Source organism: Georgenia sp. SYP-B2076, assembly GCF_003991205.1.
GTDB lineage: Bacteria > Actinomycetota > Actinomycetes > Actinomycetales > Actinomycetaceae > Georgenia.
The window spans coordinates 1-25,193 of sequence record NZ_RXOZ01000010.1 but is presented as its reverse complement, the minus strand read 5'-3'; the positions used below and the strand labels follow the sequence as shown (position 1 = coordinate 25,193).

Below are 25,193 nucleotides of genomic sequence, written 5' to 3'. Positions count from 1 at the left end.
CCAGACCACCGGTTACGCGCCGGTCACGGCCTCCAGCTCGCCCGGCCGGACGCCGAGCTGGGCGGCCGCCGCGCGCCGGGACTCCTCGCGTTGGCGCGCGTACAGGTCGAACGGGTCGTGGAGCTCGCGTCCCAGCGCACCGGCCATCCAGTCGGCGTCCCGTGCGACGCCCTCCTGCGTGACGTCCTTGGACCCCTCGTCGGTGAGGTTCGACTGGAAGATCCCGGCGGCCGACCTCGGGAGGAAGTCCTCGTAGACGATCGGCTCGCGCACCACCTCGCCGTCGGCGACGGCGTAGGTGAAGTACGCGAGGTCCCTCGCCGCGAGGTCGGACTCCGATGCGGGGAACTCGCGGCGCCAGACCTCGCGGTTGATGTCCTGCCGCTCCTGCGCCGTGAGACCGGCGGAGCGCTCGTCGACCTCGGCGACGGCGCGGTCGTAGATGGCCCGTCCCTCCCGCGTCAGGGCGATGCCCCGGGCCTCGACCTCGCCGAAGCGCACCCGCAGCGACGAGCTCTCGATCGACCCGTCGGGCATGCGGAAGGCGCGCGGCTCGGCGAGGGCGCGGAAGGAGGTCTGGCGCAGCAGGACGTCCGGGCCCTCCCAGCGGGGCGGGCCCTGGATGTCGTCGATCATCGTGATGCCGCGCGCCTCCATCCGCTGGTAGAGGTCGTCGATGTCGAGGACTCGCGGGGTCAGGTGGTTGATGTGGGTGCTGGCCACGCCGCCGATGTCCGCGGCGACGGCGGAGACGGCCTCCAGCTCGTCGTACCAGGCCCGGTCCACGGGCTCCCGGGACAGCTCGAAGGAGGCGGTGGCGAGCTCGAGGAAGCGGGCGGCGTCCGCCTCGGACAGGCCGCCGTCGGCCTCGGCGCGGTCGGCCAGCGCGAGGAGCTCGGGCGGGAAGATCTCCCGGGCGCCCAGGAAGGTCTCCAGCCGCTGCTGGAGGTCGGCATGGAAGAACCGCCGGTCGGAGGGGGTGAGCATGGAGGTGAACACGCGGAACGGGTTGCGGGCCAGCTCGTCCGCGGCGATCGGCCGGAACGCGGTGGAGATGACGGGGACCGCCGCGCTCGTGGCGGCCTCGCGCAGGTCGTAGAACCCGACCGGGTGCATGCCCATGGCCCCGAAGATCCTGGCCGCCTGGGCCATCTCCGTCGGGGTGCCCAGGCGGATGGCGCCGTGCCGCTCGGCGGTGACGCGGTCGATGCTGCCGAGCCGCTCCGCCCCGGCGCCGAGGCGCGCGACGACGTCGGCGTTCACCTCGTGGGAGACCTCGAGGAGGGTGGTGTAGGCGGGCACCTCCGTGCCGTACATGTCGGAGAGGCTGCGCGCGAAGGCGGCCCGGAGCTGCCAGGGAAGGACTTCAGACATCGTTCGACTTCCTTCTGTGTGTCGGATCGATCGGGTTCGCGGGGCGGGTGGTGGTCGCTGGTGCGTGGTGGATGGGGCGGGGTCCGGCGCGCCGGGCTAGTAGCCGAGCGCCCGCAGCCGGGGCAGCACCTCGGACCCGTAGATGCGCAGGAAGCGCTCCTGGTCCGTGCCGGGCGCGTGGAACACGAGGTGACGGAAGCCCAGGTCCAGGTACGTCCGGATCCGGGCGACGTGCTCGTCCGGGTCGCTGGACACGATCCAGCGTGACGCGGCCCGCTCGAGGGGCAGGGCGTCCGCGAGGCGCTGCATCTCGATCGGGTCCTCGATCCCGGTCTTCTCCTCCGGCTTGAGCGCCAGCGCCGCCCAGTGCGCGGTGTCCTGCAGGGCGCGGTCCGCGTCGGGGTCGAAGGAGACCTTCATCTCGATGAGCAGGTCGAGGTCGTCCAGGGCGCGCCCGGCCTTGGTGGCGCCCTCGGCCAGCGCCGGCAGCAGGGTGTCGCGGTAGAGGGTGTCGGGCTTGCCCGACGTCGTGATGAACCCGTCGGCCAGGCGGCCGGCGAGCCGGGTCGCCGACGGCCCGGAGGCCCCGACGTAGATCGGCACGGGCGTCTCGGGACGGTCGTAGATGGTGACCAGCTTGGTGCGGTAGTAGGTGCCCTCGAAGGTGACCCGCTCCTGCGTCATCAGCTGCCGCATGAGCAGCAGGGCCTCCTTCAGCCGGGCGAACCGCTCCTTGCCGTCCGGCCACTCGATACCTAGCGGCACCTCGTTGAGGGACTCCCCGGAGCCGATGCCGAGCACGATGCGCCCGGGGAACAGCTGCCCGAGCGTGGAGAACGCCTGGGCGACCACGGCGGGGTGGTAGCGCAGCGTGGGGGTCAGCACCGACGTGCCCATGACGATCCGCTCGGTGCTCGCCCCCAGCGCGCCGAGCCACGGCAGCGCGGCGGGCGCGTGCCCGCCGTCGTGCCGCCACGGCTGCAGGTGGTCGGAGATGAACACCGAGTCGAAGCCGGCGTCCTCGGCGGCGACGCCGAACCGGATGAGGTCCGCGGGACCGAACTGCTCGGCGGAGGCCTTGTAGCCCAGGCGAAGTGGCATGGAGATCCGTCCTAGTAGGTGAGGGCGGCGCTCGGGACGCGCCACGTGATCGACTGACGCGGGGGCGGGGTCTGCTCGCTGCGGCCGTCGACCAGCGGCTCGCCGTCGACGAACACGGCGGCGATGCCGGGAAGGTCGCCCAGCGCGAAGCACTCGAGCGCGTCCGCGCCGAGGGAGCCGGTGATGGGCCCGAGGACGACGAGGTCCGCCGGGCGGCCGGGAGCCAGCACGCCGACGTCGAGGCCGTGGGCGCGCGCGGTGGTGCCGGTCGCCGCGGCGACGGCGTCGGCGGGGGCCACGCCGCACATCGAGGCGAGCATGCAGATGTTGCGGAGCATCCCGCGGGGGATGACGCCGGTGCCGCCGGGCGTGTCCGTGCCCAGGGTCAGCCGGGCCAGGGAGTCCTGCTCGATGAGCTGCTCGACGACGAAGGCGGTGGCCCGGTAGTTCATCGAGCTGCAGACCTCGAGCGCGGTGCCCGGGAGCTGGTCGACGACCTGCGCGATGTCGTCGTCCGGCATGGGGATGGGACCGCCGGAGATGTGGCCGACGATGTCCGGGCCCACGGCGGCGACGATGTCGAACCCGGCGACCCGGCTGGAGCCCGACCGCGACACCCCGCCGGAGTGCATCTTCACGGTGATGCCGCGCTCGTGGCACCACGTCATGTACTGGGCCGGCTCACCCGTGTGGAGCAGGTTCCAGTCGTAGAAGATGAACTTCGCCTGGGTCACGCCCTCCGCCTGCAGCCGGTCGAAGTGGCCCTCGGTCATCCCCGGGACGAGCAGGACCGTGCCGGCGACGGACTTGACGCCCGAGGGGCGCATCCGGGCCGTGGTGTGCCGGGACACGGTGGCGATCGACACGACGAGCTCGGGGGTCAGGGCGGTGAAGTCGAGGCCGGGGATGTGCAGCTCGCCGGCCGAGACCATCGTCGTCGTGCCGCCGTGCAGGTAGTTGCGGACCCACCCGATCGCGTTCTGGGCGGGCGTCCACTCCCCGAAGGTCGGGTGCACGTGGCCGTCGACGAGCCCCGGGATGACGGTGAGGCCCCCGGCGTCGAGCACGCGGTCGGGCGAGGAGACGTCGACGCCGACGCCCGTCACCACCCCGTCCTCGATGAGCAGGTTGGTGTCGCGCAGCGGCGGCGCCCCGACCTCCCCGGTGGCGAGGACCCCGATGGAGTCGATGAGCGTCTTCATGGTCTCTCCCGTGGTTGTGTATCGGGACGGCCGCGTGACGGCCCTGTCCCGGAGGTGCGCGGCTAGCGGGCGGGCTGCAGCGACCGGCCCAGGGACCAGCCGAAGACCGCGCCGGCGAGGGCGACGGCGGCCAGGTGGGCGGCCGCGGCGGTCCGGGGGCGTGCAGCGGTGCGCCCCGCGGAGGTGCGGCCGGGGGTGGGTGGTGCGGGCGCGCGGTCGCCCATCGGCGCCGTGGTCTGGGCCGCCTCGACGAGCGCGCCCATCCGCTTCGCGACCTGCCGCACGATCCGGCCGGAGACCTGCGTGACGAGGCCGGACCCGAACTGGGCGACCTTGCCGCCGAGCTGCATGGCCGTGACGATCGTGACCGTCGTGGCCGCCCCCGCGGGGACGGCGGAAACCACCATGGTCGCCTCGACCGTGCCCTGCCCGTGCAGGTCCTCCGCGAGGATGCGCACCTCCATGCGGCGCTCCGCGTCGTCGCGGCTGACGACGGTGGCCGTCCCGCCGAGCCCCATGGAGATGGGGCCGACCTTGACCTGGACGCGGCCGCGGTACGTGTCGCCGTCCTGCGACTCGATGACCGCGCCCGGCAGGCAGAGCGCGACCTGGCGCATGTCGCCGACCGTCTGCCAGACGACGTCCGGCGTGGCCGCCACGTCGAAGGTGTTGGTGAGCTCCATCGCGAACCTTTCGGGAAAGTCATGGGAACACGAACGGTCTTGACATCGGCGTCTGCTCGACCTCGTGGGTGCCGCCCGGAGCGACGCAGTGCCGCTCCGTGGCGGTCAACGTACCGCAGGCCGCCGTTCTTGGGAACCGTGTCGAACGAGAACCCGTGGGAAGCGGCCCGCCCGTTGCGTTCAGACGGTCCGCAATGAGAGGGTCACGTTTGTAAGTGCACCTACAGTTGCTCGAGGCACGCAGCCTCGGCTAGCGTCCGGTGCCCGGCGCAACGACGACAAAGGGGTAACGACTGTGCTGAGCAAGGGTATTGGCCTCTTCCCGACCGAGCCGATCGACGACATGCGCGAGTACGTGCAGCTGTGCGAGTCGCTGGGGTACGAGAGCGTGTGGTTCGGCGACTCCCAGAACATCTGGCGGGAGTCCTCGCTGACGATGGGGGCCGCGGCGGTCGGCACCGAGCGGATCACGTTCGGCACCGGCGTGACGAACGCGTCGACGCGGCACCTCTCCGTCCTCGCCTCGTTCTGGGCGTCCCTCCACGAGTACACCGGCGGGCGCGCGCGCCTCGGCATCGGCACCGGCGACTCCTCGCTGCGCACGATGGGTCTCAAGCCGCAGAAGCTCGCCGAGCTCGAGGAGTCCGTCGACGACCTGCGGACCCTCTTCCGGGGCGGGGAGGTCAAGGAGGGGACGAGCGGGGCGACGTTCCGCCTCGGGTGGCTCCCCGAGCCGCAGGAGGTGCCCATCTACATCGCGGCCTCCGCCCCCAAGATCCTCAAGCTCTCCGGCCGGATCGCCGACGGGGTCATCGTGCTCGTGGGCACCGCGCCCGAGTTCATCGAGGCGGCGCTGAAGACCATCGAGTCCGGCGCCAAGGAGGTGGGCAAGTCGCTCTCCGACGTGCACATCGTCCTGTGGACCCCCACGGCCATCAACGACGACCGCACCGAGGCCCGCGACCTGGTTCGCGCCCACGTCTCCCGGGTCGCGATCCGCCCCCTCCCGGCGCCCATCGACCCCTCGCTCCAGGCGGCGGTGGACCGGATCAAGGAGACCTACAACTACTACGAGCACATGAACACCGAGGCCGCCCACGCCGATCTCGTGCCGGACGGCCTGGTGGACCTCTTCGCCCTGGCCGGGACGCCCGACGAGTGCGCCGAGCGGCTCCGGGACATCAAGGGGCTGGGCGTGGACCAGGTCTCGATCGTGCCGTTCGTGCGCCCCGGGCAGAGCAAGGAGGCCACGATCCGCACCTTCGCCGAGATCGCGGACAGCCTGTCATGAGCGCGCCGCCCTACCCGCAGCCCGGCAGCGCGGCGCTCGGGGCGCCGCCGGCCCTGCGCCGGCAGGGCCCGCCGGCTCCGGCCGAGCACCCGCCGGCCGCGCGGCACGCGGAGGACCCGGTGACCGTGGAGCCCGCTCCCCGCCCGCCCGCGGCGCCGGCCGACCGGACGTCGGCCGGCGCCCTGGTGGCCGCGCTGCTGGGCGCGGCGGCCGGCCTCGCGCTGCAGCGGAGGTGGGGGCGATGAGGTCCGAGGCCGTCTCGACGAGCGACGCGCCCACCCCGCGCGCCGCGTACTCCCAGGCCGTGCGGCGGGGCCCGCTCCTGGTCCTCTCGGGCCAGGTCGGCACCGACCCGCGGACGGGCCGGCTGGTCGGCGACGACGTCGGCGACCAGACCCGCCAGACGCTGGACAACCTCGGCTCCGTCCTGGAGGCGGCGGGCTCGTCCTGGTCGGACGTGGTCTCGGTGCGTGTCTACCTCGTGGACCGGGGCGACTACGCGGCGATGAACGCTGTCTATGATGCGGCGATGGTGGAGCCCTACCCGGCCCGGACGACGATCTACTGCGGGCTGAACCCCGGCAACAAGGTCGAGATCGACGCCGTCGCCGTGGTGGCCGACTGACGCTCGGCTCCCGCGGCAATCGCCGCAAAACTTGTTCGTGTACCTTCTTTCCACAACCGCAGCCGGCCGGTAGTGTGCGTGGCGCCGGAGCCGCCCACACCGCCAACAACGCCGTTGGTGCCGGTTCCAGACGATTGCGACACCGGCCCTTGACACGGCGAAGAGTTCACGGCAGCCTTCGAAGTCATTTCTATACGTACAGTCCGAGGGCGTGCATCCCGCCGCCAGCTGATCGTCCAACGGAGGAAATCGCAATGACGCGCACCCCACGACGCACCATGTCCATCGTCGCCACTCTCGGTGCTCTCGCGCTGACCCTGGCGGCCTGCTCGGCCGGCGGCGCCGAAGACGCCGCCGGTGGTGAGGCGACCGACAAGCTCACCATCTCCGCCACCGGCGTCGACAGCCTGCCCTTCATGGCCATGCTCCAGGCCGGCATCGACAAGGGCTGGTTCGAGGAGGAGGGCATCGACGTCTCGCTCTACTCGGCCAGCGGCGGCGGCAACACGCTCCGCGTGGTCACGAGCGGCGACGCCGACATGGCCATCGCCGGCAACACGTCCATCGTGCTCGCGGCGAAGCAGGAGGACTCCCACCTCACGATCATCGCGCCGTGGTTCCAGGTCAACGACTTCTCCTGGATCGCGCCCGCCGGCACCAAGCTGGAGGACGGGGCGGTGCTCGGCTTCAGCTCCGCCGGCTCCTCGACGGAGCTCATCACGAAGAACCTCGAGGCGAAGCTCGACGGGATCACCACCCAGGCGGTGGGTGGAGCGGGCGACAACTGGACGGCCGCCCAGGCGAAGCAGATCACGGCCGGCTGGGCGATGCAGCCGTTCATCGCCGACAAGGTCATGAACGAGGGCGCCGAGGTGGTGCTGAACTCCCGCGACGTCATCGGGGACATGCCGGCCGACCTCGTCGCCGTCAACGACGACTATGCCGAGGCGAACCCCGAGAACCTCAAGGCGTTCTTCCGGGCCGTCGAGCGGCTCAACGAGTGGATCGTGAGCGAGCCGGAGGCCGCCGCGGCCGAGCTGGCGCCGCTGCTCGACGTCTCCGAGGACGTCATGGTCGAGGCCATGGCGCAGACTCCCGACCTCGCGAAGGCCTACTCGCTGGCCGTCGACCCGGCGACGCTCGAGAACCTCTCCGAGCTCATGATGACGGCCGGTCAGATCACGGAGCCGATCGACTGGTCCACGGAGCTGGACCAGCAGTACCTGCCCGAGGACGCCCAGACGGACCTGTAACGACCACCGAACCTGCGGAACGACCACCGAACACTGCGGAAGGCCGACACATGAACGACACCGGAATTCGGATCACCGATGTCGGGGTGAGGTTCCCGTCACCCAAGGGCACCGTCACAGCCGTCGAGAACGTGACCCAGCACATCCCCGGAGGCAGCTTCGTCTCCATCGTCGGCCCCAGCGGCTGCGGGAAGTCCACCCTGCTCGCGGTGATCGCGGGGCTGCAGAAGCCCACGTCCGGCGGCGTGGAGGTCCACGGCCGCCAGGTCACGGGCCCCGACCGGCACATCGGGTTCGTGTTCCAGGAGGACTCGACCCTGCCCTGGCGCAACGTCGAGGAGAACGTGCGCTTCGCCATGCAGATGGGCGGCGTGCCCCGTCAGGAGCAGAAGCGCCGGGCGCAGGAGGCCATCGACCTCGTCGGCCTCAGCGGCTTCGAGCACTCGTACCCCTCGATGCTCTCGGGCGGCATGCGCCAGCGCGTCGCCCTGGCCCGGACCCTGGCGCTCGAGCCCAACGTCGTCCTCATGGACGAGCCGTTCGCCGCGCTCGACCAGCAGACCCGCATCTTCCTCGGTGCGGAGGTGCGCCAGATCTGGTCGCGCACCCAGCAGACCGTCGTGTTCGTCACCCACGACATCGGCGAGGCGATCCTGCTCTCCCAGCAGGTCTGGGTGATGTCCTACCGTCCCGGCACCATCATCGACGTCATCGACGTGGACCTGCCGGCGGAGCGGGACGCCTCGATCGTCTCCACGCACGAGTTCAACGAGCTGCACAACCGGATCTGGACCTCGCTGCAGGCGGAGTCGATGCGCGGCTTCCAGCAGGAGGAGAGGTCGGCGTGAGCGCGAGCACCACGGCGCCGCGCCTGCGCCTCGACCCACGCCACCCCGGCGTCAGCGCCACGGGCACGGCCGCCGTCGTCGTGCTCCTGGGCGTGCTCCTCGAGATCGGCGGCCGGGCGCGCTGGTGGGACGTGGTCCCGCCGATCTCGACCATGTTCCAGCGGGTGGGCGAGCTCCTCGGGGAGGCGCAGTTCTGGAGCGACGCCTCCCGCACCGGTCTCGAGGTCGCCGTCTCGCTCGTGCTCGGCGCCGTCCTCGGGCTGCTGGCGGGCATCACGTTCTGGAAGCTCCCGGCGGTGGGCCGCGCCTTCGAGCCCTACCTGGTCGCGCTGTACGCGGTGCCGCTGGCGCTGTTCTACCCGTTCATGATCGTCCTGGTCGGGATCAACGTGTGGTCGGTGATCATCCTGGCCACCCTCATGGCGGCGATCCCGATGGCGCTCAACACGGGCGTGGGCCTGTCCACGATGCGCCCGGTCTACACCAAGCTGGGCCGGTCCCTGAACCTCAGCCCGCGCCAGATGCTGTGGGCGGTGGCGCTTCCCGCGGCGGGCCCCTTCATCGTCGCCGGGCTGCGCATGGCGCTCGTGTACGCCCTCATCGGGTGCGTCGCCATGGAGTTCGTGACGGCGCAGGCCGGCCTCGGCTATCGCATCCGGTATCTCTACGAGATCTTCGACGACAACGGGATGTATGCGTACATCGTCGTGGTCCTGCTGATCTCGGTGGCCCTGACGGTCCTGCTCGGCCTGGTCGAGCGGCTGATCCTGCGTGGACGGATTACACGATGAGCACTCCAGACCTGGCGATGACCCGTTCGCGGACCACGTCGCTGCCGAAGATCCGGCTGTCCAGGAACACCGTCGGGCCGGTGCTGCTCGCCGTCGCCGTCCTCGTCCTGTGGCAGATCTCCTCCGGCCTCGTCTTCGTCATCCCCTCACCCGCCGCGACCGTGGGGCGCCTGGTCGAGAACATCTCGGACCCGCGGTACCGCACGGACCTCGCCGTCACGGCCCTCGCGACGGTGCAGGCCTTCGTGATCGGCGCCGGCATCGGGTTCGTGCTCGGTCTCCTCCTCGGGTTCTCCGACTGGGCCAAGGCCCTGTTCGAGCCGCTGCTGGTCGCGTTCAACGGCATCCCGAAGATCGTCCTGTACCCGGTCCTCCTGCAGCTGTTCAGCCTCAGCGGCGGCAAGATCGCGATGGGCATCCTCTTCGCCCTCTTCCCGGTGTTCGTCAACGTCGCGACCGGCGTGCGGGAGCTGCCCCGGGTCTACTGGAAGCTCGCCCTCTCGACCCGGGCGTCGCGGTGGCAGCGGCTCGTCCACATCGTCCTGCCCGGCATCCGCAAGCCCCTGCTGACGGGGGTGCGGCTGTCCGTCAGCCTCGCGATGTCCGGCGTGGTGCTCTCCGAGTTCTTCGCCACCGACCGCGGCCTGGGCCGGGTGGTGCTGCAGGCGTTCAGCCACGCCGAGTACGCGACCATGGTCGCCACGCTGCTGCTGCTGGTCGTCACCTCCTTCGTCATCTCGGTCGGGCTGTGGAACCTGGAGAAGAAGGTCCGGTGAACGAGCCGGAGGCCTCGCTCGTCGGTCGTTCGCTCCCGCGCCGGGAGGACGCACGCTTCCTCACGGGACAGGGCAGCTACGTCGCGGACGGGACGGCGGGGGCGTACCACGTGGCCTTCGTGCGGTCCCGGGAGGCGGCCGCCGAGATCCTCGGCATCGACGCCGACCAGGCGCTCGCGGTGCCCGGCGTCGTCGGGGTGTACACGGCCGCCGACCTGGGGCTCGCCATGAACCGGATCGAGGTCCTCACCCGCCCCTCGCCCGAGTTCGCCGAGGCCGCCGGCTTCGAGATGTTCCCGCAGGAGATCTACGTGCTCGCCGAGGACCACGTCACCTACGTGGGCCAGCCGATCGCCGCGGTCATCGCGCAGGACCGGTACACCGCCGAGGACGGCGCCGAGCTCGTGCACGTGCGCTACGCGGCCCGCCCGGCCGTGGTCGACCCCGAGGCGGCGCTGACGCCGGGCAGCCCCCGGGTCCACCCGGGGACCGCCGACAACGAGGCGGGGCGCATCGCCATCGAGTTCGGCCCCGCCGAGCTGCCGCCGGACGCGGTCACGGTCGAGGGCCGGTACCGGATGGGCCGGCACGGCGCGGTCCCGATGGAGACCCGCGGGGTCCACGCCTGGTACGACCCGCAGCGTGACCGGCTCGAGGTGCGCACCTCCACGCAGATCCCCCACATGGTGCGCCAGGCCGTGTGCGGGGCCCTCGGCGTCGGCGCCGACACGGTCCGCGTGGCGGTCCCCGACGTGGGCGGCGGGTTCGGGTCCAAGGCGAACGTCTACGCCGAGGAGGTGGTGCTGGCGGCGCTCGCCCGCGCCACCGGGCACCCGGTCGCCTGGATCGAGGACCGCCAGGAGAACCTCACCGCGGCGGCCCAGGGACGCGACCAGGTCCACGACGCCCGGCTCAGCGTCGACCCTCAGGGGCGGATCCTGCGGTGGGAGGACGACTTCGTCGTCGACATCGGTTCCGGCAGCCTGTGGGTGGGCGGGATCGTGGCCAACACCGGGATCCACCTCCTCGGGCCCTACCGCGTGCCGGCCGCCCGGATCCGGGGCCGGGCCGCGATGACGAACAAGTGCATCGTCGCCCAGTACCGGGGCGCCGGCCGCCCGGAGGCCTCCTTCGCCCTCGAGCGCAGCCTCGACGCGGCCGCCGCCGCCGTCGGCCTCACGCCCGAGGAGATCCGGCGGCGCAACCTGCTGCGCGCCGAGGACATGCCGTACGAGCGCCCGCTGCCCTACCGCGACGGGGTCCCGATCGCCTACGACGGCGGGGACTACGTCGCCTGCCTGGACGCCGTCCTGGAGCTGCTCCCGCGCGCGCAGGTCGCGGCGTACGCCGCCGCCCACCCCGACCTCGAGATCGGCTACGGCCTCGCCTCCTACATCGAGGCCACCGGCCGGGGGCCGTGGGAGGCCGCCCGCGTGCGGCTGGACCCAGGCGGAGGGTTCGTCGTCGTCACCGGCGCCGCCTCGGCCGGGATGTCGCACGAGACCTCCTTCGCCCAGGTCGCCGCGGACGCGCTCGAGGTGCCCTTCGGGCAGGTGCGCTACGCCCGCGCCGACACCGACCTCCTCGAGTTCGGCGTCGGCTCCTTCGCGAGCAGGTCGGCCGTCCTGGCCGGGTCGGCCGTGCACCTCGCGGGCCGCGAGCTCCTCACCCGCGCGGCCGGCGTCGTCGCGCTGCTGACCGGCGCGCCGGCGGAGTCCGTGACCTACGCGGCCGGCACGTTCCAGGCGCCCGACCGGGAGTACACGTGGGCGGAGCTCGCGGCCGCCCTCGGGCCCGGCGGGGCCGGCGAGCGGCTCGCGACGCAGCTCGACGTCACCCACGTCTTCCGGCCCCGGACCGTGACCTGGACCATGGGGGTCCACGCCGCCGTCGTCGGGATCCAGCCCGCGAGCGGCGTCGTGCGCGTCCTGGACTACGCGGTCGCCCACGAGGGCGGGGCGGAGATCAACCCCGTCGTGGTCGCCGGTCAGGTGTCCGGCGGGGTCGCCCAGGGCATCGGGGGCGCGCTGACGGAGGAGTTCGCCTACGGGCCCGACGGCCAGCCCCTGTCGACGACGTTCCTCTCCTACCAGGTCCCCGCCATGGGCGAGGTGCCGCGGGTGCGCATCCGGCATCTCGCGGTGGAGACGCCCGAGAACCCCATCGGCGTCCGGGGGGCGGGCGAGAGCGGCACCATCGCGGCGTACGCCGCCGTCGCCTCCGCCGTCGACGACGCGGTCGGCGACGGGTTCCACGTCCGGTCGACCCCCGTGGCGACGGCGGACGTCCGCCGGGCCGTGCGCGCACGGAGCCGGGCATGAAGCCGGCACCGTTCCGCTACCTGCGGGCACGGACCGTCGAGGAGGCCCTCGAGGCGCTCCAGGACCCGGGCGCGAAGGCGCTCGCCGGGGGCCAGAACCTCCTCACGCTCATGAACATGCGGCTCGCGCGGCCGGAGCTCGTGGTCGACCTCGGCGGGCTGCGCGAGCTGCGCCGCTCGTTCGACGACGACGGCCAGGTGATCCTCGGGGCGCTCCTGACCCACCGCGACCTCATCGAGCACCCCACCCTCGCGGACCGTCATCCCGTCCTGCCGGAGATGGCCTCGCACATCGGGCACGTCGCCATCCGGAACCGGGGGACCCTCGGCGGCGCCCTCGCGCACGCCGACCCGGCGGGCGAGCTGCCGTCCGCGATGGTGCTGCTCGGGGCCCAGGTCCACGCCGACTCGCTGGAGCGCGGACGCCGGACGATCCCGGCGGAGGACCTCTTCGAGGCGCACTACGAGACGGTGCTGGAGCACGACGAGCTCATCACCTGGGTCAGCGTGCCGGACCGCGGCCCCCGGCAGGGCTGGGGGTTCGTCGAGCACGCGCACCGCCACGGCGACTACGCCATCGCGGGCGCCGCCGTCCTCGTCGGCACCGACGCGGACGGCCGCGCCCAGAGCGTGCGCGCCAGCCTCCTGAGCGCGGGGGAGACCCCCGTCCTCGTGGAGGCGACCGGACGCGACCTCCCGGACCGCGACTGGGAGCCGTGGGCGCGTTCGGTGACGGCGGACCTCGAGCCCGGCGTCGACGACGTCGACCACGTACGAGATGTGGCCGCCGGTGCGCTCGCACAGGCCGCCGCGCAGGCCCACGCCCGCGCGCTCGCAGAGCTGAAGGAGCAGTCATGAACGAGATTCCTGGCGGTAGCGAGGTCGACGTCCGGGCGACGGTCAACGGCGCGGCCGTGCACCGCACGGTCCCGGCGCGGCTGAGCCTGGCCGACTTCCTGCGGGACCACCTGCGCCTGACCGGGACGCACCTGGGCTGCGAGCAGGGGGTCTGCGGGGCCTGCACCGTCATGGTCGACGGCAGGTCCGTGCGCGCGTGCCTGATGCTGGCCGCGCAGGCGGACGGCAGCGAGGTCACCACGGTCGAGGGCCTCGAGGACAACGAGCACGCCGCCCGGCTGCGCGGCGCGCTCAGCCGGCACCACGGGCTGCAGTGCGGGTTCTGCACCCCGGGGATCGTCGTGGCGGCCTGCGAGCTGCTCGGGCGGTGCACCCAGCCACCCGCCGAGGACGAGGTCCGCGAGACCCTCTCGGGCAACATCTGCCGCTGCACCGGGTACACCGGCATCGTGGACGCGGTGCTCGAGGCCGGGCAGAGCGTGGGCTCCTGAGCGGCGTGAAGACGACCTGTGCGCAACGTCGCAGCGCGGCTGCGGGCCGCGCTCAACCGCCACAGCCTGACCCGGCCCGCCGGTGCGCCCACGTGGGGCCTGAGCGCCGCGCTGGCCGTCGCGGTGGGTGGCGCGCTGCTGGTGGGCGCCCGCACCGGGCGTGCGGACGAGGCGGCGCGGGTGGTGCTGTCGATGATCCTCGTGGCGCTGCCGAGCATCCCCGAGGCTCCCGCCGCCGCGACGCGTGCGCTCCTGGTGCGGACCTCGGCCGTGACGGCCTCGTCCCTCGCGGTCACCGCGCTCGGCGGCGACCAGCTGGCCGTGGCGATCGCCGTGGTGGCCGCGGCCCTGCTGGGGTTCACCGTGCCGTCGATCGGCACGACCGCCGCCCTGGCGCTCCTGCTGCTCGGCCTGCGGACGGACATGACCTCCGGCTCGACGAGCCTCCCGGCCCTCTGGGAGCTGACCGGCGCGCTCGTCGTCGCGCTGGCGACGTTCGCGACCAGGATCCGGCGCTCTCCCGCGGCTGCGGCCCCGGCGCCCCCGGCAGGGGCGCCCGGGCCCTCGTGGACGGCGCGGCGGGTCGCGTCCGTCGGTGTGGCCGTGGCCCTGGCACTGGTCTCGCCGCTGGGGATCTACGGCGGGCACTGGCTCGTCACGGCCGTGCTGCTCTCGGTCCGGCCCACGCCCTCCGCGACGCGGGTCAGGCTGGCCCAGCGGCTGCTCGGGAACACCGTCGCGGCGCTGCTGGTCGCGCTGCTCATGGCGGCCGTCCCGGGGCCCGCCGCGATGGCCCTCGTGGCGGCCGGCCTGGTGTTCCTGGCGTTCGCGCTGCGGCCCCTGAGCTACCTGTGGTGGGCCGTGACCGCGCCGCCCGTGCTGCTCATCGCCGGGGACTTCCCGCTCACGCACGACTGGTACGAGGGCATGGTCCGGGTGGGCCTCAACGTCGTGGGCGCCGTCATCGTGCTGATCGTCTGCTACGCCGCGCGGCCGCGCCCGGGGTGGGTGCGGCGGGTGCGGCCGGCATGACGCGCGCCCCGGCCACCCTGCCAGACCCGGCCGGCCGACCCCGCCCGGCGGCCCGCACCATGCAAGACATCCTCGACGACCTGCATCACCTGAGCGAGCCGTTCGCCCATCCACCGCGACCCGGCTCCGCCGTCGGCCGTCTGGCACGCCGCGGTGCCCGTCCCCGGCTAGTGCCCGTGCCGTGGGCGCGCAACAATCGACCCTCGATGAGGAAGAGCCACCGATGACCAGCACGGACATCCAGCACCCCGGCCACGACATGGCCGGGCCCGACGCCGACTACGACCTCCACTCGAACATCGGCTACCTGCTGCGCCGCGCCCACCAGCTCGGCTCCGCGGCGTTCCAGCACGCCGACGACACCGGGCTCTCCGTGATCCAGTTCGCCACGCTGGCCAGCCTCGTGCGCTCCGGTCCCGACTCCCAGAACAGCCTGGGACGCAGCGTCGGGTCGGACGCCGCCACGACGAAGGGGATCGTCGAGCGCCTCTACCGGCGCGGCTTCGTGGAGACCCACGACGACCCGACGGACCGGCGGATGAAGACCATCGCGATCACGGACGAGGGGCGGGCGGTCTACCGCCGGGCCGTGCGCGCCTCGCGCGAGTCGAGCGAGGAGATCCTGGCGCCCTTCAGCCCCGGGGAACGCACCATGCTGGTGGAGATGCTCCAGCGGATCGTCGCCGCGGACGACCCGCACCTGGGGCACAAGCCGTGACGGCGTGCGCCCGAGGCCGTGACCTGCGCGTCGGCCGCCGGGCCGCCCGCGCGTCCGACGTCCACGCACCGGTCCGGCCCGCCCGCCCGTGCCGCGCCGTGCCAGACTGCCGCCGGTGAGCACGGTCACCGGGAATGACGTCGCAGCGGCCCTTCGCGCGGCGGTCGATGGCGAGGTCGACGACTCCGCTCGGCGTCGGGCGGAGTACTCCACGGACGCCTCGAACTACCGGGTCCCGCCCCGCGTGGTCGTCGCCCCCCGGGACGCCGACGACGCGCTCGCGGCGCTCGACGTCGGCCGGCGCCTGGGCGTGCCGGTCACCGCCCGCGGCGGCGGCACGTCGGTGGCCGGCAACGCGGTGGGCACGGGCATGGTGCTCGACTTCTCCCGGCACATGAACCACATCGTCTCGGTGGACCCGGAGGCGCGGACCGCCGTCGTCCAGCCCGGCGTGGTCATGTCCAGCCTGCAGGCCGTGGCCCGGCCGCACGGGCTGCGCTTCGGCCCCGACCCGTCGACGCAGAACCGGGCGACGCTGGGCGGGATGATCGGCAACAACGCGTGCGGCCCGCACGCCGTGGCCTACGGGCGCACGGCCGACAACGTGACCTCCCTCGACGTCGTCGACGGCACCGGGCGGCGCTTCACCGCCGGCGCGGGCACCGGGGCGCTGGGCGTCGTGCCCGGCCTGGACCGGCTGGTCAAGGCGAACCTGGCGACGATCCGCACGGCGCTGGGCCGCTTCGGCCGCCAGGTCTCCGGCTACTCCCTCGAGCACCTCCTGCCCGAGCACGGCCAGGACCTGGCCAAGATGCTCGTGGGCACCGAGGGCACGCTCGTCACGCTGCTCGAGGCCACCGTGAACCTGGTGCCGATGCCGACCGCGCCGGTGCTGGTGGCGCTCGGCTACCCGGACATGCCCACGGCCGCGGACGCCGTCCCCGCGCTGCTGAGGCACCACCCGCTGGCGGTCGAGGGCATCGACGCCCGGCTCGTCGACGTCGTCCGGCGCCACCGGGGCCCGGGCGCGGTGCCCGAGCTGCCCGCCGGCGCGGGCTGGCTGCTGATCGAGGTCGGCGCCGGCGAGGGCGAGTCCGACGCCGACGTGCTCGCGCGGGCGCGGGCGCTGGCGGCCGACGGCGGCACGAGCGCCGCCCGGGTGGTCCCGGCGGGGGAGCAGGCCGCCGCGCTGTGGCGCATCCGCGCCGACGGCGCCGGGCTGGGCGGCCGCACCCCGGCCGGTGCGCCGGCCTGGCCGGGCTGGGAGGACGCCGCCGTGCCGCCGGAGCGCCTCGGGGACTACCTGCGTGACTTCGCCGCCCTCATGAGCGACCGGGGCGTCGACGGGCTGCTGTACGGGCACTTCGGCGACGGGTGCGTGCACGTGCGGCTCGACCTGCCGCTGGAGACACCGGCCGGCGTCGGGCCGTCCCGGGAGTTCCTCGAGGCCAGCGCGGACCTGGTGGTGGCCTACGGCGGGTCCCTCTCCGGCGAGCACGGCGACGGGCGGGCCCGCTCGGAGCTGCTCGCGCGGATGTACGCGCCCGAGGTCATCGACCTCTTCGGGCAGGTCAAGGCCCTGTTCGACCCCGCGGGCCACCTCAACCCCGGCATCGTCGTCGACCCCCGCCCGCTCGACGCCGACCTCCGGCGCCCGCACGCCCTGCCCACCCCCGCGCGGCGGGGGTTCGCGTTCGCCGAGGACGGCGGGGACTTCACCACCGCCGTGCACCGGTGCACCGGCGTCGGCAAGTGCCGCGCGGACAACTCCGGCGCGGGGGGCTTCATGTGCCCCAGCTACCAGGCCACGAAGGACGAGAAGGACGTCACCCGCGGCCGCGCCCGGGTGCTCCAGGAGCTGACCAACGGCTCGCTCGTCACGGACTGGAACTCCCCGGCCGTCCTGGACTCGCTCGACCTGTGCCTGAGCTGCAAGGCCTGCTCCGCGGACTGCCCCACCGGCACCGACATGGCCCGGTACAAGTCCGAGGTGCTCCACCGCGCCTACGCCGGCAAGGTCCGCCCGCGCAACCACTACCTCCTGGGCCAGCTGCCCCGCTGGTCGGCCCTCGTCACCAAGGTCCCGGCCCTGGCGAAGCTGGCCAACACGGTCCTGTCCGTGCGGCCGGTGGCCAAGGCCGTGCTCTGGGGCGGTGGGATGGACCCGCGCCGCCAGATGGTGACCTTCGCCGAGGAGCGCTTCTCCTCCTGGTGGGCGAAGGACGACGCCGCCCGGCCGGGAGGCGCGGACGGGGCCGGCGAGCCGCGGTTCGTCGTGCTGTGGGCGGACACGTTCTCCGAGACGCTGGACACCACCGGCGCGAAGGCGGCCGCCCGTGTGCTCGAGGGCGCCGGGTACACCGTCATCGTCCCCGACGAGCAGGCCTGCTGCGGCCTGACGTGGATCTCCACCGGCCAGCTCGACGGCGCGAAGAAGCGGCTGACGCACCTGCTGGGCGTCCTGGCGCCCTACGCCGCGAACGGCATCCCGGTGGTCGGCGTCGAACCGTCCTGCCTGGCGGTGCTGCGCTCCGACATGGTCGACCTCCTGCCGGACGACCCCCGCGCGCCCATGCTCGCGGCCGACACCTACACCCTCGCCGAGCTCCTCACCGCGCCCGCCCCGCTCGGACCCGGCCCCGACTGGCTGCCCCCGTCCCTCGCGGGCGTCGAGGTCGTCGCCCAGCCCCACTGCCACCACCACTCCGTCATGGGCTGGGACGCCGACGCCGCGCTCCTCGCCCGGGCCGGGGCGACGGTCACCCAGCTGGCCGGATGCTGCGGTCTCGCCGGGAACTTCGGCATGGAGGCCGGCCACTACGACACCTCCGTCGCCGTGGCCGAGAACGCCCTGCTCCCGGCCCTGCGCGAGGCCGGGCCGCAGACCGTCTACCTCGCCGACGGGTTCTCCTGCCGCACCCAGGCTGAGCAGCTCGCCGGCCGCCACGGCGTCCATCTCGCCCAGCTCCTCGCCGGCCAGCGGTAACCCTCCCGGCCACCAGGTGGCGGCCCGGCCAGGACCGTGCCACACCATGAGATGATGGGGACAGATCCCATCCGCAACCGAGCGAGACAGTCAGGTCTAACGTCGCATGCCGTTCTTCGAGTTCGACGAGGGGCGCCTCGTCCCGGCCCAGTTTGGTCGACCCGTCGCCGACGAGGTCGAGCCCGAGATCTTCCAGGCCGTCCGGGACCAGGTCCTCGAGGTGGTGCAGCATCCCCTCTTCCCCGTGTCGTGGCACGGTGACGGGCGTCGCCCCGGCAGCTACCGGGACGCCGCGGCGCCGGCGCCGCGCCTGACGGCGATGGACGCCTCCGGGCAGGTCGTCACCGTCGAGGTGATCGAGACGCTCGACTCCGCGGCGCTCGTCGCGGCGCTGTCACGCTCCGCGCGCAACGCGGAGCTCGGCTGGACCCAGCTGAGCGACCTCTACCCCCAGGGCGTCGCGGCCTTCCGGCGCGACTGGAACATCTTCCGCGAGTCCATGCCGCCCAGGTCCGAGCCTGGCCCCCGGCTGATCCTGGTGGCCAGCGCCGTGGCCGACGAGGTCCGGCCCGCGCTCGACGCGCTCGTCGGCTCGGGTGTGGAGGTCCACGAGATGGCGCTGCGGCAGATGACGAACGGCCGCCGATTCCTCGAGGTCACCGAGCTCACCCAGCAACGGCTGCGGCTCGCCACCGTCCTGACCGGCCGGACGGTCGAGCACGCGGAGCTCGGCGGCGGCCCGGACGCCGTGACGCAGGTGATGACGGTCGTGCCGGCCAGCACCGTGGACGCGGCGCTGACCGCGACCTCGGGCGCGCAGGACGCACAGCCCACGAACCCCGACGCGCACAGCACGCCTCCCCCCACGCCCGACGTGGACGAGCCCGCGGCGGACGAGCCGGCGGCGGACGAGCCCGCGGCGGGTGTACGCGTGGCGAGGCGGGGGCACCGCGACGCCGTCGCGCCACCCGAGGCCGCGGCGGATGCCCCGGCGCACGCACATGCGGACGCCCCGGTGGTCGTGACGTCGGCGGAGGCCCGGCCGGCCCCGACCCAGGGGGCGCCGGCCGACGGCGGGGCACCCGCCCCGAACGCGACGGCACACGCGGACGGCACCCGCCCGGGGGAGGCGCCCGCGCCGGCGCCCTCGGACGAGCTCCGCATCGTCGGGCTGGCGCAGATCGCCCGGGCGCTCGGCGGCGACACGCCGCTGCTGTGGTCCCAGCTCCGGCGGGGGATCAGGCACGAGGCGACGCTCACGGCCGCCGGCGCGCTGGTGCTGGGCGACGGCTCGACGTTCGAGGACCCCGACGCCGCGGCGACCGCGGCCTCGGGCCGGGTGGACGTCGACGGCTGGCGCGTGTGGCGTTTCGGCGAGGCCGGCCCGAGCCTGGCGGACGCCCGCAGCGAGCTGACGGCGGCGGCGGGCCGCCCGGCCGAGCCGCGCGCGTCGGCTGGCGGCCCGGCGCGCCGCTCGTACGCGCGCTGACCCGCAGGGTGTCGAGCGGTCAAGTACTCGCAGCTGGGGCGTGCCGGCTGCGAGGACTCGACCGCTCACGCCCGCTGGCGGCTGCGAGGACTTGACCGCTCACGCCCACAGGTGGGCTCACGCTCGCCGGTGGGCTCACGCCCACAGGTGGGCTCACGCTCGCCGGTGGGCTCACGCCCACCAGCGGGGCTACCGCTGCACGTACGCGCCTGACCAGCGGCGGAGCTCGCTGTAGACCCGGGCGCGGACCTCCCGGCCGGACAGCGTGACGTCATGGATGGCGCCGTCGAAGCGGGCGACGGTCACCAGCGGCCCGAGCTGCAGCGCCCGGCGGCGGATCTGGTCGACGTCGAGCACGGTGTCCGCCTCGCGCATCTGCGCGGACCACCTCGGGCCGAGCAGCGTGCGGCCCGAGGTCATCACCAGCACCGGGCAGCTGACCTGCAGGCCCGCGGCGACCTGGGCGTGACCGGCCAGCACGGCCGAGAGCCAGCCGGGCCGCACGGCGGAGCCGGGCGAGAGCCGCCACGTCGGCTCGGGGTTCCACCCGGTGACGAACGGGTCGGCCTCCTCGCCGTCCGGGACGGGACCGTCCGCCTCGGTCCAGCCGAGCAGCGTCCGCTGGTAGAAGCCGAGGTCCGCCGTCGGGATCACCGCCTTGGGCTGCAGGCGGGCGAGCCGGCCGATGATCGGCTGGGACACGGCGCGCAGGATGGCCGAGCCCTGGAGCTCCAGCCAGGGGGAGTTGAGCACCAGCGCGCGCAGCGCGCCGGGGTGGCGGTGCGCCCACAACGCGGCGGTCAGTCCGCCGGTGGAGTGGCCCATGAGCACGAGGTCTGTGCCGCGTCCCTGCTCCTGGCGCAGCACGCGCAGGGCGGCGTGGAGGTCTTCGTCGTAGGTCGAGAGCGACTCGACGTACCCGCGGGTCTGGTGCGCCCGCAGGGACCTGCCGTACTTGCGCAGGTCCAGGGCGTAGAACGCGCCACCGAGGGCGGACCACTCCCGGGCGAGCTCGCGCTGGTGGAAGTAGTCGTTCCAGCCGTGCAGGTAGAGCACCGAGAACGTCGGCGACGACGGCGTGCCGGGCAGGGCGCCGGCGTCGTCGGCAGGGACGTGGCGCACGAGCGTCGCGACGACCTCGCCCTCGTCGTCGTCCAGCAGCGGGAGCGTGCGGGCCTGGAAGCCGGCGCCGAGCACGTCCTCGGCCCACCGGTCGGCCGGCGGGGCGGGCGGGAAGACGACGGCGTCCTCCGGGACGGTCTCGTCCGGGCGGTGCTGCGGGGCGGGGGTCTCGACGTCGGAGCTCCTGCGGGCCATGGCCCCATCATGCACCGCCCCACCGACACGCCCCGCGGGGGCGGGCGGGCACGCCGCCCCCGGGTGGGCGGCGCGGGCTCCCACGCCGCGCGGCCTACCGGCTCGTGCGCGCCACCGGTGCCACGCTGCGCAGGAACCGGCCGAGCAGCGCCGAGACCTGGTCGTGCTCGATGAGGAAGCCGTCGTGCCCGTTGAGGGAGCGCACGTAGGCCACCTCGCCGCTGCGGGCCACGGCGGCGGCGATGCGCTCGGACTCCGCCGGGAAGAAGAGCCGGTCCGAGTCCACCGCCACCACCAGAGCCTCCGCCTCGATCTGCGCCAGCGCGGCCTCGACCCCGCCGCGGTCGCGCCCGAGGTCGTGGGTGATCATCGTCTGCGTGAGCGTGAGATAGCTGTTGGCGTCGAAGCGCACCGCCAGCTTCCCGGCGTGGTGGTCGAGGTAGGACTGCACGGCGTAGCGCCCGCCGGCCAGCGGCTCCTCCGCATGCTGTGGCAGCCGACCGAAACGGGCGTCCAGCTCTGCCGGGCTCCGGTAGGTGGTGTGCGCGATCTGCCGCGCCAGGCCCAGGCCCACGTGGGGCCCGCGCCCGGGGGCGGCGGAGTAGTAGTCGCCACCGAGCCAGCCCGGGTCCAGCCGGATGGCCGCGAGCTGGGTGTGCGCCCAGGCGATCTGCTCGGCGCTGGTCTGCGCCGTCGAGGCGATCACGGCGATGGCCCCCACCCGCTCGGGCGCCATGACCGCCCACTCCAGCACGCGGTGCCCGCCCATGGAGGCACCCACGACGAGGGACCACCTGCCGATGCCGAGCCGGTCGGCCAGCTCGATCTCCGCGGCCACCTGGTCCCGCACCGTCAGCACCGGGAACCGGGAGCCCCAGGGGGTCCCGTCCGGCGCGGGGGAGGACGGCCCGGTCGAGCCCTGGCACCCGCCGAGCACGTTCGGCGCCACGACGAAGTACCTGTCGGTGTCGATCGCGCGGCCGGGCCCCACGACCTGTGCCCACCACCCTTCGTCGGCGCCGCCGGCAGGGGGGCCGTGGCCGGTGACGTGGGAGTCGCCGGTGAGGGCATGGAGGATGAGGACGGCGTTGTCGCCGGCCTCGTTCAGCTCGCCCCACGTCTCGTACGCCAGGCGCACGTGGGGCAGGCGGCCCCCGGCCTCGAGCGGGAGGGCGCCGAGGTCCGCGAAGAGGCGCGGTCCGGGGTCGTCACCCTCGCGCCAGGCACCCGAGGCCGTGATGGCCGCCCGGTCGACGTCGCGCCGCACGTGGCGACGGACGCCGTCGTGCCGGCGGTCGCCGTCGTGCCGGCGGTCGTCGGCGTGCCCGGCGGGGGCGCCGGCCGGCGTGGCCGGCGCCCCCGCGTGGTCCCCCCAGCGCTCTTCGGTCAACTCAGGCGCCCGTCGCGGCCGGCGCGGCGGTGAAGGCGGACGCCGCGGCGAGGCCGAGCCGGATGTCGGCCAGGATGTCCTCGATGTTCTCGATGCCCACGGCCAGGCGCACCAGGCCCGGGTTGACGCCGGCGGCCGCGAGCTCCGCCGGGCCGAGCTGGGAGTGCGTCGTCGAGGCGGGGTGGATCACCAGCGAGCGCACGTCGCCGATGTTGGCGACGTTGGAGTGCAACTTCAGGGCGTCGACGAAGGCCAGGCCGGCGGCGTACCCGCCGGCGAGCTCGAAGGCGAGGACCGCGCCGGCCCCCTGGGGGGCGTACTGCTGCGCCTTGTCGTACCAGGGCGACGACGGCAGCCCGGCGTACGCCACCCGGGTCACCTGCTCCTGCCCCTCGAGGAACTCGGCGACGCGCTGCGCGTTGGCCACGTGCCGCTCGATGCGCAGGGACAGGGTCTCCAGGCCCTGGCCGATGAGGAAGGCGTTGAACGGGGAGATCGCCGGCCCGAGGTCGCGCAGCAGCTGGATGCGGGCCTTGAGGATGAAGGCCGGGGCGCCGAGGTCCTTGTACACCAGCCCGTTGTAGCTCGGGTCCGGCGTGTTGTAGTTCGGGAACCGGGCGGGGTCGGCGGACCAGTCGAACGTGCCGCCGTCGACGATGACGCCGCCCACGGCGGTGCCGTGGCCGCCGAGGTACTTCGTGGCCGAGTGCACCACGATGTCGGCGCCGTGCTCGAGCGGGCGGATCAGGTACGGCGTCGCGATGGTGTTGTCCACGACGAGCGGCACGCCGACCTCGTGGGCGACGGCGGCGACGGCGGCGATGTCCAGCACGTCCGACTTGGGGTTGGAGATGGACTCGCCGAAGAACAGCTTGGTGTTCTCGCGGGACGCGGCGCGCCAGGACTCGGGGTCGTCCGGGTCCTCCACGAACGTGGTGGTGATGCCGTACTTGGCCAGCGTGTGCTGGAGGAGGTTGTACGTGCCGCCGTACAGGCTGGGGCTGGCGACGACGTGGTCGCCCGCCTCGGCGATGTTGAGGATCGTCAGGGTCTCCGCCGCCTGCCCGGACGCGACGAGCAGGCCGCCCACGCCGCCCTCGAGCACCGAGATGCGCGTCTCGACGGCCTCCTGGGTGGGGTTGTTGATGCGGGTGTAGATCGGCCCGGGCTCGGCGAGGGCGAAGCGCCCGGCGGCCTGGGCGGCATCCGCGAAGACGTAGGACGTGGTCTGGTAGATCGGCAGCGCCCGCGCGCCGGTCGCCGAGTCTGGAGTCTGGCCGGCGTGGATCTGCTGGGTCTCGAAGGACCAGGCCTGCTGCGCGTCGGGGGTCTCGTTGCTCATGATCGTGGCTCCTGATGAGGTGGAGCGGGCCAACGAGTCGCGGCTGCGCCGATCCCGTCAGCCCGCGGGGGGCTGGCAGTGACGTGCACGTCGGGTGTGGCGTCCCTGGCCGAGAGAGGTCGACCGGCGTGCGGGCCTCGCGGCCGGCGTCAGGGCATGCCGAACGTGCGCGTCAGCGGCACATTCGACGGGAGAGCATGACGGCGACTCTAGGGGCCCGTCTCGCGCGCCGCGAGAGGTGTCTCACTTTCCGAGACCGACGCTGGGCCGGCGGCGATGTTACTGGTGTGACTGGAGTGACCAAAGAGGCAGGTGTTTTCTTTTAGTCATCGTTCCGATACGGTCGGCGCGGGCCGCTCCCGCGGCGTCAACCTGACACGCCGCGCCTGACGCGCGTGGCTCTCGCAGACACGGAGGAACGGTGACGGACTCCCCCCGGCGCGGCAGGCGCGCGCTCGCGTCGCTCGCGGCCCTCACGCTCGGCGGCACGCTGGTCGCCACGACGGCGGCCGCCGCGCCCACCGAGGAGCAGGTCGAGTCCTCCCGCACGGCCGAGGCATCGACGTCCAGCCAGATCGCCTCCCTCGAGGTCGAGCTCGCCCAGGTCGGCGCGCGGGCCGACGAGGCCACCGTGCGCGCCCAGGTCGCCAACGAGGAGTACCTCCGCTCGCAGGAGGACCTGGACGCCGCCGCGGCCGCCGCCGCCCAGACCCAGGCGGAGGCGGACGCCGCCGCCGCGGAGCTGGAGACCTCCCGGCGCGAGCTCGGCCAGATCGCCGCCGCCCTGTACCGCGACGGCTCCACCGGGCTGGGGCAGGTTACCCCCTTCCTCTCGGCCACCAGCTTCGGCGACGCGATGGCGCGCTCGGGCACCCTCAACCGGCTCGGCACCCGTACGGACAGCCAGGTGCAGCGCTTCGAGGCCATGGAGCAGGTCGCAACGACGCTCCAGCGCCGCGCCGACGACGCGCTCGCCGCGCAGGCCACCGCCACGGCCGCGCTCGCCGAGGCGGCCGAGACGGCCGAGAGCAGCGCCTCCGCCGTCCAGACGCAGGTCACCCTCTCCGCCGAGCGACGCGACGAGCTCATCACCGAGCTGGCCGCGCAGCGCGAGACGACCGTCGAGCTCGAGCGGGCACGCCAGGACTCCCTGGACGCCGAGCGCCAGGCCCGTCAGGAGACGGTGGCGCACGCCGCGGTGCTGGCCGCGGCCCAGGCCGCCCCCGTCCCGGCCACCACCGGCGGCGCGCCGGCGGCGGGCTCCGCCGCTCCCGCGGCGCCCGCTCCCGCGGCGCCCGCGCCTGCC

21 protein-coding genes and 1 pseudogene are annotated in these 25,193 nt (G+C 73.9%); 15 read left to right on the top strand and 7 right to left on the bottom strand.

Annotation, left to right across the window (positions count from 1 at the left end; all coding sequences use genetic code 11):
- Window positions 1–12: 12 nt before the first annotated feature.
- From EJK16_RS04640 to EJK16_RS04625, 4 genes are all read right to left on the bottom strand, one after another.
- Window positions 13–1,374 (bottom strand): VOC family protein, encoded by a 1,362-nt coding sequence (locus tag EJK16_RS04640; RefSeq protein ID WP_127126842.1) that lies wholly within the window; start codon window positions 1,372–1,374, stop codon window positions 13–15.
- A 96-nt stretch (window positions 1,375–1,470) separates the two neighbouring features.
- Window positions 1,471–2,475 carry a glucose-6-phosphate dehydrogenase (coenzyme-F420) gene (gene fgd, locus EJK16_RS04635; protein WP_127126840.1) on the bottom strand — a complete coding sequence of 335 codons (1,005 nt, stop codon included), beginning with the start codon at window positions 2,473–2,475 and terminating at the stop codon, window positions 1,471–1,473.
- A gap of 11 nt (window positions 2,476–2,486) precedes the next feature.
- The gene (locus EJK16_RS04630) at window positions 2,487–3,677 is read right to left on the bottom strand and encodes an amidohydrolase family protein (RefSeq protein ID WP_127126838.1); all 1,191 of its coding nucleotides are present in this window, start codon (window positions 3,675–3,677) and stop codon (window positions 2,487–2,489) included.
- A gap of 62 nt (window positions 3,678–3,739) precedes the next feature.
- Window positions 3,740–4,360, bottom strand: coding sequence for an SRPBCC family protein (locus EJK16_RS04625; protein ID WP_127126836.1), 621 nt, complete (start codon window positions 4,358–4,360; stop codon window positions 3,740–3,742).
- A gap of 295 nt (window positions 4,361–4,655) precedes the next feature.
- On the opposite strand from EJK16_RS04625, the gene EJK16_RS04620 reads away from it, so the two are divergent.
- From EJK16_RS04620 to EJK16_RS04555, 14 genes are all read left to right on the top strand, one after another.
- Window positions 4,656–5,651: an LLM class flavin-dependent oxidoreductase gene (locus tag EJK16_RS04620; RefSeq protein WP_205739594.1), complete on the top strand. Its 996-nt coding sequence runs from the start codon at window positions 4,656–4,658 to the stop codon at window positions 5,649–5,651.
- Complete coding sequence (locus EJK16_RS04615) at window positions 5,648–5,896, top strand: hypothetical protein (RefSeq protein ID WP_127126834.1); 249 nt, start codon at window positions 5,648–5,650, stop codon at window positions 5,894–5,896. Before EJK16_RS04620 ends, EJK16_RS04615 begins: the two co-directional genes overlap by 4 nt.
- Window positions 5,893–6,276 carry a RidA family protein gene (locus EJK16_RS04610; RefSeq protein WP_127126832.1) on the top strand — a complete coding sequence of 128 codons (384 nt, stop codon included), beginning with the start codon at window positions 5,893–5,895 and terminating at the stop codon, window positions 6,274–6,276. The genes EJK16_RS04615 and EJK16_RS04610 overlap by 4 nt, the downstream gene beginning before the upstream one ends.
- A 254-nt stretch (window positions 6,277–6,530) precedes the next feature.
- Entirely contained in the window at window positions 6,531–7,529 is a 999-nt protein-coding gene (locus EJK16_RS04605; RefSeq protein WP_127126830.1) for an ABC transporter substrate-binding protein, read from the top strand.
- A gap of 50 nt (window positions 7,530–7,579) precedes the next feature.
- Window positions 7,580–8,377 (top strand): ABC transporter ATP-binding protein, encoded by a 798-nt coding sequence (locus EJK16_RS04600; protein WP_127126828.1) that lies wholly within the window; start codon window positions 7,580–7,582, stop codon window positions 8,375–8,377.
- Window positions 8,374–9,168 (top strand): ABC transporter permease, encoded by a 795-nt coding sequence (locus EJK16_RS04595; RefSeq protein ID WP_205739593.1) that lies wholly within the window; start codon window positions 8,374–8,376, stop codon window positions 9,166–9,168. The genes EJK16_RS04600 and EJK16_RS04595 overlap by 4 nt, the downstream gene beginning before the upstream one ends.
- The gene (locus EJK16_RS04590; RefSeq protein ID WP_127126826.1) at window positions 9,165–9,944 is read left to right on the top strand and encodes an ABC transporter permease; all 780 of its coding nucleotides are present in this window, start codon (window positions 9,165–9,167) and stop codon (window positions 9,942–9,944) included. The genes EJK16_RS04595 and EJK16_RS04590 overlap by 4 nt, the downstream gene beginning before the upstream one ends.
- Complete coding sequence (locus EJK16_RS04585) at window positions 9,941–12,265, top strand: xanthine dehydrogenase family protein molybdopterin-binding subunit (protein WP_127126823.1); 2,325 nt, start codon at window positions 9,941–9,943, stop codon at window positions 12,263–12,265. Before EJK16_RS04590 ends, EJK16_RS04585 begins: the two co-directional genes overlap by 4 nt.
- Window positions 12,262–13,122 (top strand): xanthine dehydrogenase family protein subunit M, encoded by an 861-nt coding sequence (locus tag EJK16_RS04580; protein ID WP_127126821.1) that lies wholly within the window; start codon window positions 12,262–12,264, stop codon window positions 13,120–13,122. The genes EJK16_RS04585 and EJK16_RS04580 overlap by 4 nt, the downstream gene beginning before the upstream one ends.
- Window positions 13,119–13,613 carry a (2Fe-2S)-binding protein gene (locus EJK16_RS04575; protein ID WP_127126819.1) on the top strand — a complete coding sequence of 165 codons (495 nt, stop codon included), beginning with the start codon at window positions 13,119–13,121 and terminating at the stop codon, window positions 13,611–13,613. The genes EJK16_RS04580 and EJK16_RS04575 overlap by 4 nt, the downstream gene beginning before the upstream one ends.
- Before the next feature lie 18 nt (window positions 13,614–13,631).
- Entirely contained in the window at window positions 13,632–14,645 is a 1,014-nt protein-coding gene (locus tag EJK16_RS04570; RefSeq protein ID WP_127126817.1) for an FUSC family protein, read from the top strand.
- A gap of 223 nt (window positions 14,646–14,868) precedes the next feature.
- Window positions 14,869–15,363, top strand: coding sequence for a MarR family winged helix-turn-helix transcriptional regulator (locus tag EJK16_RS04565; RefSeq protein ID WP_127126815.1), 495 nt, complete (start codon window positions 14,869–14,871; stop codon window positions 15,361–15,363).
- Window positions 15,364–15,478: 115 nt separating this feature from the next.
- Window positions 15,479–18,349, top strand: coding sequence for an FAD-binding and (Fe-S)-binding domain-containing protein (locus EJK16_RS04560; protein WP_240645774.1), 2,871 nt, complete (start codon window positions 15,479–15,481; stop codon window positions 18,347–18,349).
- Between the two features lie 106 nt (window positions 18,350–18,455).
- Entirely contained in the window at window positions 18,456–19,838 is a 1,383-nt protein-coding gene (locus EJK16_RS04555; protein WP_127126813.1) for a hypothetical protein, read from the top strand.
- A gap of 189 nt (window positions 19,839–20,027) precedes the next feature.
- Here the strand turns inward: EJK16_RS04555 and EJK16_RS04550 are convergent, their stop codons facing one another.
- From EJK16_RS04550 to EJK16_RS04540, 3 genes are all read right to left on the bottom strand, one after another.
- Window positions 20,028–21,155: an alpha/beta hydrolase gene (locus EJK16_RS04550; RefSeq protein WP_127126811.1), complete on the bottom strand. Its 1,128-nt coding sequence runs from the start codon at window positions 21,153–21,155 to the stop codon at window positions 20,028–20,030.
- 94 nt (window positions 21,156–21,249) lie between these two features.
- A complete protein-coding gene (locus tag EJK16_RS04545; RefSeq protein ID WP_205739597.1) occupies window positions 21,250–22,422 on the bottom strand; it encodes a homoserine O-acetyltransferase in 1,173 nt (390 codons plus the stop codon).
- Window positions 22,423–22,546: 124 nt separating this feature from the next.
- A complete protein-coding gene (locus tag EJK16_RS04540; protein WP_127126807.1) occupies window positions 22,547–23,887 on the bottom strand; it encodes a bifunctional o-acetylhomoserine/o-acetylserine sulfhydrylase in 1,341 nt (446 codons plus the stop codon).
- A 421-nt stretch (window positions 23,888–24,308) separates the two neighbouring features.
- Between EJK16_RS04540 and EJK16_RS04535 the strand changes: the two are divergent.
- A pseudogene (locus tag EJK16_RS04535) lies at window positions 24,309–25,193 on the top strand (glycoside hydrolase); the annotation flags it as partial.